Below are 16,624 nucleotides of genomic sequence, written 5' to 3'. Positions count from 1 at the left end.
AATGGATTACGGCTTAGTTAACCCTAGGCCGTTCTAAAACTTAATAAATGAAAAAATTAATTTTAGTTTTTATGTTTTTTTCGATTGTGTCAAATGCGCAGCAAGATGCGCAATATACACAATACATGTATAACACAATCGAAGTCAATCCAGCCTATGCAGGCTCACGTGGAGCATTAAGCGTTTTTGGTTTATATCGTACACAATGGATTGGATTAGATGGAGCGCCAGAAACGAGTACATTTTCTGTTAATGCACCTTTGAATAATACTGATTTAGGACTTGGAGTTTCTTTGGTAAATGATAAAATCGGACCAACGGTAGAGAACACTTTATCGGCAGATTTGTCTTATACAATTCCAACTTCAGATACATGGAATTTGTCTTTCGGAATAAAAGGTACAGCTAATCTTTTTAACATCGATATCAATAAATTGAGTTATGAAGATCAAGATGATCCGCAGTTTCAGAACCTGAAGAATAAATTTTCGCCCAATGTTGGAGCGGGACTTTATTTTCATTCAGACAGAGCATATATCGGGTTATCGGTTCCTAATTTTATAGAAACAAATCGTTATGACTCAGATGATGTAGCTATTTTCAAAGAAAAAATCAATTATTATTTAATAGCAGGTTATGTATTTAATCTAGATCGTTTAGAGTATATAAAATTCAAACCAGCATTAATGACCAAAATGGTAGAAGGAGCTCCTTTGCAGGTTGATGTTTCAGGAAACTTTATGTTTAATGACAAATTTGTTCTAGGACTTGCTTATCGCTGGAGCGCATCTGTTAGTGCAATGGCAGGATTTCAAGTTACAAAAGGAATGTACATAGGTTATGGTTACGATCATGAAACGACACGATTAAGAAAATACAATTCTGGATCTCATGAGGTTTTCCTAAGATTCGAATTCTTTAATAATTACAATAAAATGATATCCCCAAGATTCTTTTAATACAACCTATGAAAGCTAGAAATTTAATATTGATTATTTTACTGTTTTGTTTTTTTTCAAATGTAAATGCACAAAATCCATTTACTACGATGAATATAAAATATGCAGATAAAAAATACGAAGAGTATGCTTACGCGGATGCCATAAAAGTATACGAGACTTTAGTAAATGCTGAAACTGCCAACGAAGGTGTAATTCAGCGTTTGGCAAATTCATACTATTTTAATGGTGAATTAAAGAAAGCCTTAAAATGGTACGAACAGTTATTTGTGATAAACGAAAACCAAGAGGCTGAATATTTGTATCGATACGCACAATCATTAAAATCGGGAGGAGACTATCGTAGATCTGATGAGATTTTGCAGAAATTCAATCAAAAAGCAACTGCAGAAAAGAGAGCAGATCTTATTAGAAGTGACAAAAATTATTTAGAAGATATAAAAGAAAACTCAGGGCGATTCCAAATTGCCGATGCTGGCGTTAATTCTAGATATTCGGATTACGGAAGCGTTGTTTACAATAATAAAATAGTCTTTACTTCTGCACGAGATACTGGCGGAGTTGTTAAAGCTAATTTTCAATGGACAAACAGATCTTTCTCTAGATTATATACAGCTGATCTACTTCCAGACGGAAGCGTTGGAAAACCAGAACTTTTAGTAAAAAGAAAAAAAGATAATTTCAATGAGTCAAGTCCGATTTTTACAAAAGATGGACGAACAATGTATTTTACTCGAAATAATTTTACAGATGGTAAAAGACGCAGCAATGACAAAAACGTAACGCTATTAAAATTGTACAAAGCAGAATTTATAGATAACGAATGGAAAAATGTTGCAGAACTTCCGTTCAATAGTGATCAATACAGTACGGCGCATCCCGCTTTAAGCGTAGACGAAAAAACACTTTATTTTGCATCAGATATGCCGGGAACATTAGGACAATCTGATATTTATAAAGTTGCAATTAATAATGATGGAACTTTTGGTACACCCGAAAACTTAGGTCCAACTATTAATACAGAAGGAAGAGAAACTTTTCCTTTTATTTCTGGAGAAAACGAATTGTATTTTGCTACAGACGGACGTCCAGGTTTAGGAGGATTAGACATTTTTGCTTCTCGTATTAAAGCAAACGGAACTTATGATGACGTCCTAAATGTTGGAGAACCTGTAAATAGTAAACAAGACGATTTTGCCTTCAGTATTGACAGCAAAAGCAGAAGCGGTTACTTTTCTTCAAACAGAGAAAACGGACTAGGGATGGATGATATTTACAGATTTACAGAAACAAGAAGATTAATCTGCGAACAAAACTTATCAGGAACAGTAACAGATGCAGAAACAAACGAAATATTGTCCAATACTTCTCTGACTTTGTTTAATGAAAAATTTGATCCAGTTGGAACAATCACCACAGACGAAAAAGGAAATTACATCTTTCCTGATCTAAGATGTGGTAAAAAATATACCATTAGAACTGCTAAAAACGATTATAATGCCAAAGAAGTTGTAGTAACAATCCTTAAAGAAAAAGGAGAAACTACAGAAATGATTGCATTAAATAAAGTCTTTAAACCACTTGCAGCAAAAACAGTAGCGATAAAAAAAGTGGCAATTAGTCCAGTAAAATTGAGTTCTATGCGTGTAGGTGTAGACATTGCAAAACTGTTAAACCTTCCTATGAACTTCTTTGATTTGGGTAAAGCAACTATTAAAAAGACATCAGAACCACAATTAATGAAAGTGGTAAATCTTTTAAATGATTATCCAAACATGAGACTAGATATTCGTTCGCATACCGACAGCCGTTCTTCTTCAGAAAGCAATCAGATTCTTTCAGAAAAAAGAGCGCAATCGACAAAAAACTGGTTAATTCAAAAAGGAATCAGCGAAGATCGATTAACTGCAAAAGGTTATGGCGAAACGCAATTAGTAAACAAATGTGCAGACGGAGTAAAATGTACAGAAAAACAGCACATGCAAAATAGACGAAGCGAGTTTATTATTGTATCGATGTAAAAGAATCTTCACATAAAATTTAAAAACCCTTTTCTGAATTCTAGAAAAGGGTTTTTGTTTATGAATTAATCTGCCATAACTATTTCATTAATCTCACTTAAAAATTCAAATTCATCCAAAGGAATTAATTGCAATATAGTTTCTAATATTAAACTCACATTTATAGACTGTTTTTTATTATTCTCTAAAAAATCATGAGCGTTTTGATCTAAAGCCAAAATGCACATTTTCAGCATGTCGGAAATGAAATAACCCATTTCAGAATAATTTTGAAATTTAATCTGAGCAACGTTTGAGTCGGTTTTATCATTTGCTGGTTTTAGAGTATGAAAATATAAAGAGGTTAATTTTTTTAGATGATCTAAATTTTTGATTTCAGTCGCTTCCATAATAATGTTTAGTATTTCTATGATGAAATTCAAATGTACGAAAAACTTTAAATAACATACTATAGTATGTTAAAAATAATAAATAGAAAACGCAAATTGTCTGAAATTAAAAGAAGTGGAGCAGTCAGAAGAATTAAAGCGTTTAGGAGCTCGAATTAAAGAGCTTAGAAATGCCAAAGGATTATCACAAGCTAAACTAGGATTGTTGATATTGAAAGATCAGCAATCTATACATAAAGTTGAAGCAGGTGAATTTAATCCTACTTATATTTATTTACTTGCACTGGCTAAAGGATTAGAAATTTCAATAAGTGAATTGCTTGATTTTTAATCTAAAATATTATTTCCTAAGTCCCAGCGGGACGAAATATTTATAGAAAATATATTAAACACCTACCTAAAAGCCCCAGCGGGGTGATATGTCGCTCCTCTGGAGCTTTTTTCTTTTACAATAAATTTTTTGGCTATAAATATTATGCTCCGCTGGAGCCTTTTTCTTTACTATAATTTTTACCTAATTAATATTATGTTCCGCTGGAGCATTGTTAATGGTCAAAAAAAATGAAAAAACTCCGCTAGGAGTTTCTGGTCGGTAAACGTTAAAAAATCTAATTTTCTTCAAAAAACAATTCTAAACAAATTCATTCTTTACAGTATAATTTTGAAAATATAAATTTTGATGTATTATGTTTAAAATGAATTGTTTATGTTTTTAAAAAATCGATTTCGCTGTAGATCGTGTTGGTTTTTGTTTTAACTTTATAATCCTAAAAATTTTTCATTATGACTGTAGATCAAATACTTAAGGCAAAAGGAAGGAACGTGTATTCTATTTTCTCCAATTTAACGGTTTATGATGCGTTAAAAGTTATGGGAGAAAAAAACATTGGAGCAATTTTAGTTATGGATGATAATATTTTAAAAGGAATATTATCGGAAAGAGATTATGCCAGAAAAATTGTTCTGAAGGATAAATCTTCTAAAGAAACTTTTGTTCATGAGATTATGGAAAGTCATGTTTTTACAGTAAAACTTTCAGATAATCTTGAAGATTGTATGGAACTTATGAGCGAAAAAAGAATAAGACACCTGCCTGTTTTAGAAGAAGGAACAGTGGTTGGAGTAATTTCAATCAGCGATGTAGTGAAGGCAATTATAGAAATTCAAAAAGATACAATCAATCATTTGAATTCTTATATTTCTCAATAAACAGTAACTAAAAACGATAAAAATTCAAACGAGTCCAATTTCTATTGGACTTTTTTTATTTATTCGAATAGATTTTAAGAAAAGAAAACGCTAAAAAGACGCCATTTTAAAACAAGACTTATATCTTTGTAAGCTAGAATAAATGCTAAAAAAATGAACAAAGAGAGTAAAAGAAGAGAGGCGTTACTGTACCATGCAGAACCAACTCCAGGAAAAATTCAGGTAGTTCCAACAAAAAAATATGCAACCCAGAGAGACTTATCATTGGCTTATTCGCCAGGAGTTGCAGAACCATGTTTAGAAATCGCAGCAAACAAAGAAGACGTTTATAAATATACAGCAAAAGGAAATTTAGTAGCCGTAATCTCAAACGGTACAGCTGTTTTAGGTCTTGGAAATATTGGTCCAGAAGCAGGAAAACCTGTAATGGAAGGAAAAGGTTTATTGTTTAAAATATTTTCTGATATAGACGTTTTTGATATCGAAATCGATACTGAAAATGTGGAAGAATTTATTCAAACTGTAAAAAATATTGCTCCAACTTTTGGAGGTATCAATTTGGAAGATATTAAAGCTCCAGAATCTTTTGAAATAGAAAGAAGATTGATCGAAGAATTGGATATTCCGGTAATGCACGACGACCAGCACGGAACAGCAATTATCTCTTCTGCAGCCTTAATCAATGCACTTGAATTGGCAGGTAAAAAAGCAGAAGACGTAAAAGTAGTAGTTTCTGGAGCAGGATCTGCGGCGATTGCGTGTACAGATTTATATGTTTTACTTGGAGTAAAAGTTGAAAATGTTTTAATGTACAACAGTAAAGGACTTTTAACCAAAGACAATCCTGCGCTTTCAGATTTACAATTAAAATATGCGATTGACGGACCTCAGATTCCTTTGGCAGAAGCGGTAAAAGGCGCTGACGTTTTCATCGGATTATCTTCTGGAGATATTCTTTCGCCAGAAATGTTATTGACAATGTCTAAAAATCCGATCGTTTTTGCAATGGCAAACCCGAACCCGGAAATCGATTATAATTTAGCTACAGAAACTCGTAAAGATGTTATTATGGCTACTGGACGTTCAGATTTTCCTAATCAGGTAAATAACGTTTTAGGTTTCCCTTATATTTTTAGAGGAGCGCTAGACGTAAGAGCGACAAAAATTAATGAAGAAATGAAAATGGCGGCTGTAAAAGCTTTAGCTATTTTGGCAAAAGAACCAGTTCCAGAACAGGTTAACGTAGCATACGGTGCAACAAAACTTGGTTTTGGTCAAGAATATATCATTCCTAAACCATTCGATCCTAGATTGATTACAGTTGTAGCTCCAGCGGTTGCAAAAGCAGCAATGGAATCTGGAGTGGCAAAAAATCCTATTACAGACTGGGCAGCTTACGAAGATGTTCTTCGCGAACGTATGGGTAACGATAACAAAATGGTGCGTTTGATTACAAACCGTGCAAAATTAAACCCAAAGAAAATTGTTTTTGCTGAAGCAGATCAATTAAACGTTTTAAAAGCAGCTCAAATTGTTTACGAAGACGGAATCGGATTCCCAATCTTATTAGGAAACAAAGAGCAGATTTTGGAATTAAAAGCAGAATTAGGTTTTGATGCCGATTTAGAAATTATCGATCCAAAAACAGATGAGGAAGCCGTAAGACGTAATAAGTTTGCAAAATCATTCTGGGAAACTAGAGGAAGAAGAGGTGTTTCTAAATTAGATGCTGAAAAATTCATGCGAGAAAGAAACTACTTTGCAGCTATGATGGTTAATGAAGGAGAGGCAGATGCAGTGGTAACAGGGCATTCTAGAAGCTATCCTTCAGTAGTTAAACCAATGCTTCAGTTAATCGAAAAAGCGCCTAATGCTTCTTTGGTAGCAACTGCAAATATGATGCTTACTTCTCGTGGGCCAATGTTCTTATCAGATACTGCAATAAACATTAATCCATCTGCACAAGATTTGATTAATATTGCCATCATGACTGCAAAAACTGCAAAAATGTTTGGCATTGAGCCAGTTATAGCAATGGTTTCATTCTCAAACTTTGGTTCTTCAACTAGCGAAAGCGCTTCAAAAGTTAGAGAAGCTGTAGCTTACTTGCATAAAAATCATCCAGAATTAATTGTTGATGGAGAAATTCAAGCAGATTTTGCATTAAATCCAGAAATGCTTCAAGAGAAATTCCCATTCTCTAAATTAGCAGGAAAAAAAGTGAATACATTGGTTTTCCCTAACTTAGAGTCAGCAAATATCACTTACAAATTATTAAAAGAATTGTATAAAGTGAATTCAATTGGACCAATTATGATGGGTATGGGCAAACCAGTTCACATTTTCCAATTGGGTGCTAGCGTTGAAGAAATGGTAAATATGGCAGCTATTGCTGTTATTGATGCACAGGAAAAAGAAAGTAAAAAGAATAAAATAACACAATAAACGTTCTAACAAGGATTGAACAAATTTGTCGTAGTTTTATGGCATTTTTGTTATATTTGATACTAATAAATTACATTTATGATAGCACATTTGCAGGGAAGATTAGTAGAAAAGAATCCTACAGAGGTTGTAATTGATTGTGGAGGGGTTGGTTATCAGGTAAATATATCGCTACATACCTTCTCCTTAATTCCAAATTCTGAAAATATAAAATTGTATACGCATCTTCAAATTAAAGAAGATGCGCATACTTTATATGGTTTTGCCGAAAAATCAGAACGGGAAATTTTTAGAATGCTGCTTTCTGTTTCAGGAATCGGTGCTGGAATCGCGAGAACAATGCTTTCGTCTATAGAACCAAAGCAAATTATAAACGCTATTGCATCAGGAGATGTTGGCGTAATCCAGTCTATCAAAGGGATTGGAAACAAAACAGCACAAAGAGTTATACTTGATTTAAAGGAAAAAGTTGTTAAATTGTACGATATTGACGAAGTTTTTGCTGCTCAAAACAATAGAAATCGAGATGAAGCGTTATCTGCTCTAGAAGTGTTAGGTTTTGTCCGAAAAGCTTCCGAAAAAGTGGTAGAAAAAATCGTAAAAGAAGATCCAGAAGCTACCGTTGAAACAATTATCAAAAAGGCTTTAAAAAGCTTATAAATTTCATTTTATATAAAAGAATTCTATGCGTAAAATTTGTATTTTGTTGCTGGTATTGCTCTGCGGTAATGTTTTACGGGCACAGGTTACACCGGCGGCACAAGATACAACTAAAACTCAGTTTTCAGTAGGTAAGATAGAGCTCGAAGATCCTCCGAGCGTACTTTCGGCATATAGATACGACCCTATTACAGATCGTTATATCTATACCAATTCGGTAGATGGTTTCTCCATCAATTACCCTTTAATTCTAACTCCAAAAGAATACGAAGATTTAGTTCTCAAAGAAGCAAGAAGAGATTATTTTAGAAAAAAATCTGATGCTATTGATGGTAAAAAAGCGGGAGCCGAGGCAGCCAAAAAAGATTTATTGCCAAGATATTACATCAACTCGAGCTTATTCGAAAGTATTTTTGGAAGTAATACTATAGATGTAAAGCCCACAGGGTCAGTAGAAATGGACTTGGGTATGCGTTATACAAAACAAGATAATCCATCATTTTCGCCAAGAAACAGATCCTCTCTAACTTTTGATTTCGACCAAAGAATCAGTATGAGTTTAATGGGGAAAATTGGAACTCGTTTGGAGGTAAATGCCAACTACGATACACAATCTACATTTGCATTTCAGAATTTATTTAAACTAGCTTACACACCTTCAGAAGACGATATTGTTCAGAAAGTTGAGGTCGGTAACGTTAGTATGCCTTTAAATAGTACCTTAATTCGAGGTGCTCAAAGTTTATTTGGGGTTAAAGCGCAACTGCAGTTTGGTAAGACAACTGTTACGGGAGTTTTCTCAGAACAAAAGTCTCAAACCAAAAGTATAGTCGCAGAGGGTGGCGGTACCGTACAAAACTTTGATTTATTTGCCTTAGATTATGATAATGACCGACATTTCTTCTTATCACAATACTTTAGAAATAAATACGATGCTTCTCTTAAAAACTATCCGTTAATTGACAGCCGTGTTCAAGTTACAAGAATCGAAGTATGGGTAACGAATAAACAGAATAGGGTAACAACAACAAGTAACAACTTAAGAAACGTTATTGCGCTTCAGGATTTAGGGGAAGGACAAGTTTCTGGTGTGCCAGATAACCAGGTTGTTGTAATTACAAATTCTGCCGGATTCTTTAATAACCCAATAGATTCACCTACAGATAATACAAATAACAAATACGATCCGGCATCCATTGGAAAAGCAGGAAGTTATTTAAACTCTAATATTAGAGAAATTGTAACAGCAAAATCTGGATTTAATAATACCAACGTAAACGAGGGAACTGATTATTCTGTTCTAGAAAATGCTAGAAAATTAACTACAAACGAGTATACTTTTAACGCACAGTTAGGTTACATCTCGTTACAACAGCGATTGGCCAATGACGAAATTCTAGCGGTTGCGTTTGAATATACCGTTGGAGGAAAAACATACCAAGTAGGGGAGTTTGGTAGTGATGGTGTAGATGCAACTGTAGTTACAGGAAACAACAATGCCAATCAAGCAATTGTAACACAGAGTTTGGTTTTAAAAATGCTGAAAAGTAGTTTGACAAACGTTCAAAATCCAGTTTGGAACTTGATGATGAAAAACGTTTATCAAATTCCTCAAGCCTATCAAATCAAACAAGAAGATTTTAGACTTAATATTCTTTATACCGATCCTTCGCCAATAAATTATATTACGCCAGTAACAGGAAGTACTTTTCCGGCAAATCCTGCACCAGACGATAAAATAGACCAAACGCCATTATTGAATGTTTTTAATCTTGACCGTTTAAATTACAACAACGATCCGCAAACGGGAGGAGACGGATTCTTCGATTATGTTCCAGGAGTTACGGTTGATGTGCAGAATGCCCGAATTATTTTCACCACTAAAGAGCCTTTTGGAGAACTTTTATTTAGAAAATTGAATACCAACTCTGGAGAAAGTTATGATGATCCGGCTACCTATAATGCAAATCAGAGGAAATATGTGTTTAGAAACATGTACAAGAATACTCAGGCTGGTGCATTGCAGGATAGTGATAAAAACAAATTCTTATTAAGAGGAAAATATAAATCTTCGGGAAGCAATGGTATTCCTATCGGAGCCTTTAATGTTCCGCAAGGGTCTGTTGTGGTAACTGCTGCAGGACGTGTTTTAGTAGAGGGTATAGATTATAGTGTTGATTATCAATTAGGACGTGTGCAGATATTAGATCCTTCGCTTCAAGCTTCTAATACACCGATTGAAGTTTCGTTGGAGAACAATTCAATCTTTGGGCAGCAGACAAGAAGATTTATGGGATTCAATGTTGAACATAAAATTTCTGAAAAGTTTGTTGTTGGAGGTACATTTTTGAAAATGACAGAACGTCCTTTCACTCAAAAATCAAGCTACGGACAAGAGTCTGTAAATAATACCATTTTTGGTTTTAATGGAAATTATGCGACAGAAGTTCCGTTTTTGACAAGATTGGCTAATAAATTGCCTAACATAGACACAGACGTTCCGTCCAATCTTTCGATTCGTGGAGAAGTCGCATTTTTGAAACCAGATGCTCCAAAGGCAAGTGATTTTGAAGGCGAAGCAACTATTTATATTGATGATTTTGAAGGTACTCAGACCACAATTGATATGAGGTCTGCTTACGCGTGGAGTTTGGCTTCTACACCATTTATTACTTCTGCAACAGACAATACTTTCAATGCTAACTCCAATACGCTTGAGTATGGTTTTAAACGTGCAAAATTGGCTTGGTATACTATCGATCCAATTTTCTACACCTCAAAACCATCTGGAGTCTCAAATGATGATTTATCATTAAACTCAACAAGAAGAATTTATAGCAGAGAGCTTTATCCAAATACAGATATTGCACAAGGACAGATTCAGGTTGTTAATACATTAGACTTAACGTATTATCCATCAGATAGAGGGCCTTACAATAATAACCCTAATTTTAGTTCAAGTAGCGCTTCATCTAATTTTGGTGGAATTATGCGTGCGCTGAATTCTACAAACTTTGAGCAAGGAAATGTTGAATACATTCAGTTCTGGGTATTGGATCCTTATGTTGGAACGGGGCAGGCTCAAGGAACTAATAATGGAAAAATTTACTTCAATTTAGGAGAAGTTTCAGAAGATGTTCTGAAAGATGGAAGAAAACAATATGAAAACGGTTTAGGGCCAGATCAAATAATGGTAAACCCACAGCCAATTTGGGGAGACGTGCCAGCATCTCAATCATTGATTTATGCATTTGATACTAATCCAGACAATCGTAAAAATCAGGATGTTGGTTTAGATGGTTTGCCAGACGCAAAAGAGGGATCAATCTATACCAACTATGCAGGAGAAGAAGATCCCGCAGCAGACAACTATAAATACTTCTTAAATACAGAAGGAGGCATTTTACAGCGTTATAAAAGATACAATGGAACAGAGGGGAACTCTGCTGTAAGCGTTGATGATCCAAATCGTGGTTCAACCACTCTTCCAGATGTTGAAGACATTAATCGTGATAATACCATGAGTACAATCAATGCGTATTATGAGTATAGTATTGATGTAAGACCAGGAATGCAGGTTGGAGAAAATTATATTACAGATATTAGAGAGGTTCAAAATGTAGATCTTCCTAATGGTAGTACTACCAATGCAAGATGGATTCAGTTTAAAATTCCGGTTTCGAAACCTCAAAATACTATTGGAAATATTACCGATTTTAGATCTATTCGTTTCATGCGTATGTTCATGACTGGGTTTAATGATCAAATGACAGTTCGTTTTGGAGCATTAGATTTAGTTAGAGGAGAATGGAGAAAGTATACAGGAACGCTTGATGCAAATGATACAAACCCTGATGATGACGGAACTCAATTTGATGTTGCAGCTGTAAATATTCAGGAAAACGGAACTAAATGTCCTGTAAATTATGTTATTCCGCCAGGAGTTCAAAGGGAGCAATTGTACAACAACAATACAATTATCAATCAGAACGAACAGTCTTTAGCATTGAGAATTGCTGGTTCAGGATTAGAATATCAAGATTCTAGAGCAGTTTTCAAAAATGTAAGTGTTGATATGCGTCAGTACAAAAAACTGAAAATGTTCCTTCACGCAGAATCTCTTCCAAATGAAACTCAGCTTTTAGACGATGAGATGATCGGATTTATTCGTTTTGGTAATGACTTTACACAAAACTTTTATCAAATTGAGATTCCATTAAAAGTAACGAGAACTGGAGGAAGTTGTACTATAAGTCCAGATCAAGTGTGGCTTGAAGAAAATAATATTGATGTAGCACTTTCATTACTTACCAGAATGAAAATCTTGGGAATGAATATCGATATTAATTCGCCAAAAAGAGATATAAATGGTATTTATTATCCAGACCGAGATCCAGATGTAGACGGTGGTGACCAGGATGGTAAGTTGACTTTAGGTATTAAAGGAAATCCGAATTTCGGTTTAGTTCGAAATTTAATGGTCGGGGTAAAAAGCGCGGCAAACCATAAGGATATTATGGGAGAAGTGTGGTTTAACGAACTTCGTATGTCCGATTTGGAAAACAAAGGAGGTATGGCTGCATTACTGAATGTAGATACCAATATGGCCGATTTAATGACATTATCGGCTTCTGGAAAAAAGAGCACAATCGGTTTTGGTTCTCTTGAGCAGGGAGCCAACGAGAGAGATCGTGAAGATATTCAGCAGTACAACATTGTAACCAATATAAATTTAGGAAAGTTATTGCCACCGAAATGGGGTATTAATCTTCCATTCAATTATGCTATTGGAGAAGAAGTTATTACGCCAGAATATGATCCGTTTAATCAGGATATCAAGTTAGATCAATTGATTAAAGAAACGACAGATCCGGCAGAAAAAGAAAATATTAGAACTCGTGCGGTTGATTACACGAAGCGTAAAAGCATCAATTTTATTGGGGTAAGAAAGGATAGAGCGCCAGAACAGAAACCGCATGTTTATGATGTAGAAAACTTTACGTTCTCGCAGTCTTATAATCAGGTAGAGCGACATGATTATGAAGTTGAAAGTTATAATGATGAGCAGTCTAATACTTCTGTCAATTATGCTTACACTTTTCAGCCTAAAGAAGTAGTTCCGTTTAAGCAAACCAAATTCATGAAAACAAGTGAATATTGGAAATTGCTAAGCGATTTTAATATCAATTATCTTCCTTCGAACGTTTCATTTAACACCAATATTTTAAGACAAAGTAATCGCCAGCAATACAGACAAGTTGATGTAGAAGGTATTGGATTAGATCCTCTTTACAGAAGAAACTTTGCGTTTAATTATCAATATGGTTTCGGATTTAATTTGACAAAATCGTTAAAATTAAATTACACAGCAGCGTCTAACAATATTGTAAGAAACTTTTTGAACGACGATAATACGCCAAAAGAAGATTTTAATATCTGGGATGATTATTTTGATATTGGTATACCAAATCAGCATTTACAACAATTGATTTTAAACTATGACATTCCAATTAACAAAATTCCAATATTTAGTTTCATAAAAGCAAACTATTCTTATACGGCAGATTACAATTGGCAAAGATCGTCTACGGCACTTTCTCAATACGTTGATGATAGTGGAGTGTCTTGGGATTTAGGAAATACGGTTCAAAATGCCAATTCGAATACTTTCTCTACGACATTAAATATGAATACACTGTATAAATATTTAGGTTTGACACCTGGAGGCAAGCCAGCAAAAGCAAAACCTGCTGCACCGCCAAAACCAGGAGAGAAAATTGTAAATACGGCTAAACCAGTTACCAGCAGTAATCCTTTTTATGATGGTTTGATTGGAGTTTTAACAAGTGTTAAAAATGTTCAGATCAACTATACAAAAAACAGCGGAACCGTTTTACCAGGATATATTCCTGGAGTTGGTTTCTTTGGTACATCGAAACCTTCGTTAGGTTTTGTTTTTGGTAGTCAGGATGATGTGCGTTTTGAAGCTGCTAAAAATGGATGGCTGACTAGTTACCAGAACTTTAATCAAAACTATACGCAAGTAAGTAATAAGCTTTTGAAAGTAATGGCAAACGTAGATTTATTGCCCGATTTGAAAATCGATCTGGCTATGGATCGCGCTTATTCTGAAAATTCATCAGAGCAATATACAGTTAGAGATTCTATTGGACAAAAGTTTTATACGCCTTTATCTCCATACACTTATGGAATGTTTTCAATTTCTACTGTATTGATTAAGACTGCTTTCTCAACAAGTACAGAAACGGAGTCTTCGGCATTTGATGATTTTAGAAGCAATCGTTTAGTTATTGCAAATCGTTTGGCAGAACAGCATTATGGAGGAGGGGAAATTCCGAGATACGGAGATGCAAATAATCCTATTCCAGATGAATCAGATCCGAATTACAAAATTTATGTAGCCAATCAAGGTTATCCTATTGGTTTCTCAAAAAGTAATCAAGCGGTATTGTTGCCTTCATTTATGGCGGCGTATACAGGAGCAGATGCTTCAAAGAGTTCAACAGGTATTTTTAGAAGTTTCCCTATCCCGAACTGGAATGTGAAGTATAATGGTTTAATGCGTTATAAGTATTTCAAAGATCATTTTAGACGTTTTTCGTTACAACATAATTATAGAGCATCATATACAATAAGTCAGTTTAGGTCAAATTTTGATTATTTGGAAACCCCTGGAGGGCAAGATGTAAATACGAACTTCTTCAATAAAACAATCATGTCTAATGTTAACTTAGTGGAGCAATTTAGTCCGCTGATGAGAATTGATTTTGAATTGAAAAATTCATTCCGTTTATTGACAGAAGTTAAAAAGGACCGTGCATTGTCTATGAGTTTTGATAATAATTTATTGACAGAGGTTAAAGGAGTTGAATATGTTGTTGGAGTAGGATATCGTTTTAAAGATGTTATTATTTCATCAAGATTGGCAGATAATCCAACTGGAATTATTAAGAGTGATATCAATATAAAAGCTGATTTTTCATATAGAAACAATGAGACTTTAGTTCGATATTTAGATTATGATAATAATCAGCTGGCAGCGGGACAGAACATCTGGACTTTAAAATTAACGGCCGATTATGCTTTCAGTAAAAACTTAACAGCGATATTTTATTACGATCATTCGTTCTCGAAAGCAGTTATTTCGACTTCTTTCCCTTTAACGAATATCAGATCAGGTTTCACACTTCGTTATAATTTTGGAAATTAAATTTTAGTTTCTAAACTAGATTTTATTAGAAGATTATTACATTTGTGGCTTAAATTTTAAACAATCAATTTTCAAACACAACGATTATGAGCATACCAGCAAATTTAAAGTACACAAAAGATCACGAATGGGTTAGCATCGAAGGAGATGTTGCAACTGTAGGAATTACTCATTTTGCACAAAAAGAGTTAGGAGATATCGTGTATGTTGAGGTAGAAACTTTAGATCAGACACTTTCAAAAGATGAAGTTTTTGGAACTGTTGAGGCTGTAAAAACAGTTTCTGATTTATTTTTACCATTAACAGGTGAGATCATTGCTTTTAATGAAGACTTAGAAAGTGCTCCAGAAACTGTAAATTCAGATCCTTATGGAGCTGGATGGATGATTAAAATAAAAATTGCTGATGCTTCAGAAATTGACACTTTATTGTCTGATCAAGCTTATAAAGAATTAATCGGTGCCTAAACAACTATTATTAATTTGGGCAATTATCTGCTCTGGAATCATTACTTATTTTTGTCTTACAGATTCTAGTAATATACCAGCGGTTAGTTTTCCAAGCATTGATAAAATTGTACATTTCTGTTTTCATTTTGGATTTACAATTTCATGGATTTTGTTTTTCAAAAAAGAGTTAAAAGGAAAAGAAGCAGACGCTTATAAAGCGTATTTAATTTCTTTTATATTCTCTGTTTTTTTCGGAATTACAATTGAAATTCTCCAAAGCGCTCTTACAGTAACAAGAGCTTCAGATGTTACAGATGTTTTAGCAAATGCACTAGGAGCGTTTGTGGCAGTTTTTTCTGCAATAGCTTTTAAAAGTCAAATCGATAAAATATAATTTCAAAACCCACTTCGGTGGGTTTTTTATTACAAGAAAATCAAGCAGTTAAAAGCTATGTTTTTTCAATATAAAATGTACTTTTGTGCTGGTTTCCTGCAACTTCAATCAAAATGAATGTAAAGCAATATTTAGACTCCACGTATTTGAAAACTGCATCGCAAGCTGGTCTTTCGGAAGCAGAAAATACTGTTGTGGTCAAAAATGCCATTGCCGAAGCAATTCAAGAAGGTTTTAAGCTAATTATGATTCGTCCAGAGTATGTTTCTTTGGCAAAAAACATGATTGTTGAAGCCAATTCTGTTTTGTTGGTTGGAACTGTAATTGATTTTCCAGAAGGAAAGTCAAGTTTGGAAACCAAAATTAAAGAAGCAAACGAAGCAATTGCAAATGGAGCTGACGATTTAGATTTTGTTTGTAATTACGAAGCATTCAAGAATGGAGATTTCGATTTGGTTAAAAAAGAAATCTTAATTGGAACGCAGATCGCATTGGCAAATGATAAAACAGTAAAATGGATTATTGAAGTTGCGGCCTTAACAGATAAAGAAATCATCCAGTTATCTTCTTTAATAAAACATGTTGTAGTGTCTAATTTTAAAGAAGAAGATTTTGATTCTGTTTTTGTGAAATCCTCTACGGGTTTTTATAAAACAGAGAATGATCTTCCAAATGGAGCAACGGTTCCAGCAATAATTATAATGCTCGAAAATGCTTCGCCACTTTCAGTAAAGGCAGCTGGTGGAGTCCGTTCATTTGAAGAAGCAGCAGAAATGATTCGTTTAGGAGTAAAACGCATCGGAACTTCGGCAGCAAAAGCAATTGTAAACGGAGAAATTTCCCCAAATCAATATTAAATAAATACCC

The 16,624-nt window shown here is 34.2% G+C and carries 11 protein-coding genes; 10 read left to right on the top strand and 1 reads right to left on the bottom strand.

Annotated elements, in window-relative coordinates; translation table 11 throughout:
- Window positions 1-47 precede the first annotated feature (47 nt).
- Window positions 48-959, top strand: a complete 912-nt coding sequence (locus NCC77_RS01940) for a PorP/SprF family type IX secretion system membrane protein (RefSeq protein ID WP_250834134.1) — start codon at window positions 48-50, stop codon at window positions 957-959.
- An 8-nt stretch (window positions 960-967) separates the two neighbouring features.
- Entirely contained in the window at window positions 968-2,980 is a 2,013-nt protein-coding gene (locus tag NCC77_RS01935; RefSeq protein ID WP_250834133.1) for an OmpA family protein, read from the top strand.
- Window positions 2,981-3,045: 65 nt separating this feature from the next.
- On the opposite strand, the gene NCC77_RS01930 is transcribed toward NCC77_RS01935, so the two are convergent.
- Window positions 3,046-3,402: a hypothetical protein gene (locus NCC77_RS01930; RefSeq protein WP_349306032.1), complete on the bottom strand. Its 357-nt coding sequence runs from the start codon at window positions 3,400-3,402 to the stop codon at window positions 3,046-3,048.
- Window positions 3,403-3,484: 82 nt separating this feature from the next.
- On the opposite strand from NCC77_RS01930, the gene NCC77_RS01925 reads away from it, so the two are divergent.
- The 8 genes from NCC77_RS01925 (at window position 3,485) to deoC (ending at window position 16,614) form a co-directional block, all read left to right on the top strand.
- Window positions 3,485-3,700 carry a helix-turn-helix domain-containing protein gene (locus NCC77_RS01925; RefSeq protein WP_008467378.1) on the top strand — a complete coding sequence of 72 codons (216 nt, stop codon included), beginning with the start codon at window positions 3,485-3,487 and terminating at the stop codon, window positions 3,698-3,700.
- 452 nt (window positions 3,701-4,152) lie between these two features.
- Window positions 4,153-4,578 (top strand): CBS domain-containing protein, encoded by a 426-nt coding sequence (locus NCC77_RS01920; protein ID WP_250834132.1) that lies wholly within the window; start codon window positions 4,153-4,155, stop codon window positions 4,576-4,578.
- Between the two features lie 153 nt (window positions 4,579-4,731).
- Complete coding sequence (locus NCC77_RS01915) at window positions 4,732-7,023, top strand: NADP-dependent malic enzyme (RefSeq protein WP_250834131.1); 2,292 nt, start codon at window positions 4,732-4,734, stop codon at window positions 7,021-7,023.
- Between the two features lie 78 nt (window positions 7,024-7,101).
- Window positions 7,102-7,683 carry a Holliday junction branch migration protein RuvA gene (ruvA, locus tag NCC77_RS01910; RefSeq protein WP_250834130.1) on the top strand — a complete coding sequence of 194 codons (582 nt, stop codon included), beginning with the start codon at window positions 7,102-7,104 and terminating at the stop codon, window positions 7,681-7,683.
- Between the two features lie 25 nt (window positions 7,684-7,708).
- Window positions 7,709-14,914, top strand: coding sequence for a T9SS outer membrane translocon Sov/SprA (gene sov, locus NCC77_RS01905; RefSeq protein ID WP_250834129.1), 7,206 nt, complete (start codon window positions 7,709-7,711; stop codon window positions 14,912-14,914).
- A gap of 86 nt (window positions 14,915-15,000) precedes the next feature.
- Window positions 15,001-15,381 carry a glycine cleavage system protein GcvH gene (gcvH, locus tag NCC77_RS01900; protein WP_095927914.1) on the top strand — a complete coding sequence of 127 codons (381 nt, stop codon included), beginning with the start codon at window positions 15,001-15,003 and terminating at the stop codon, window positions 15,379-15,381.
- The gene (locus tag NCC77_RS01895; protein ID WP_095927913.1) at window positions 15,374-15,757 is read left to right on the top strand and encodes a VanZ family protein; all 384 of its coding nucleotides are present in this window, start codon (window positions 15,374-15,376) and stop codon (window positions 15,755-15,757) included. Before gcvH ends, NCC77_RS01895 begins: the two co-directional genes overlap by 8 nt.
- A 113-nt stretch (window positions 15,758-15,870) precedes the next feature.
- Window positions 15,871-16,614 carry a deoxyribose-phosphate aldolase gene (gene deoC, locus NCC77_RS01890; protein WP_250834128.1) on the top strand — a complete coding sequence of 248 codons (744 nt, stop codon included), beginning with the start codon at window positions 15,871-15,873 and terminating at the stop codon, window positions 16,612-16,614.
- Window positions 16,615-16,624: the final 10 nt, after the last annotated feature.

The sequence above is a fragment of the Flavobacterium tyrosinilyticum genome, assembly GCF_023656565.1.
GTDB lineage: Bacteria > Bacteroidota > Bacteroidia > Flavobacteriales > Flavobacteriaceae > Flavobacterium > Flavobacterium tyrosinilyticum.
The sequence above is the reverse complement of the archived record's forward strand: the minus strand, read 5'-3'. Positions and strand labels throughout refer to the sequence as shown.

What these genes read in the sequence shown, in the direction of transcription:
- sov (WP_250834129.1), top strand. Translation starts at nt 7,709, where the DNA reads ATGCGTAAAATTTGTATTTTGTTGCTGGTATTGCTCTGCGGTAATGTT.
- NCC77_RS01940 (WP_250834134.1), top strand. Translation starts at nt 48, where the DNA reads ATGAAAAAATTAATTTTAGTTTTTATGTTTTTTTCGATTGTGTCAAAT.
- ruvA (WP_250834130.1), top strand. Translation starts at nt 7,102, where the DNA reads ATGATAGCACATTTGCAGGGAAGATTAGTAGAAAAGAATCCTACAGAG.
- NCC77_RS01920 (WP_250834132.1), top strand. Translation starts at nt 4,153, where the DNA reads ATGACTGTAGATCAAATACTTAAGGCAAAAGGAAGGAACGTGTATTCT.
- NCC77_RS01935 (WP_250834133.1), top strand. Translation starts at nt 968, where the DNA reads ATGAAAGCTAGAAATTTAATATTGATTATTTTACTGTTTTGTTTTTTT.
- NCC77_RS01915 (WP_250834131.1), top strand. Translation starts at nt 4,732, where the DNA reads ATGAACAAAGAGAGTAAAAGAAGAGAGGCGTTACTGTACCATGCAGAA.
- gcvH (WP_095927914.1), top strand. Translation starts at nt 15,001, where the DNA reads ATGAGCATACCAGCAAATTTAAAGTACACAAAAGATCACGAATGGGTT.
- deoC (WP_250834128.1), top strand. Translation starts at nt 15,871, where the DNA reads ATGAATGTAAAGCAATATTTAGACTCCACGTATTTGAAAACTGCATCG.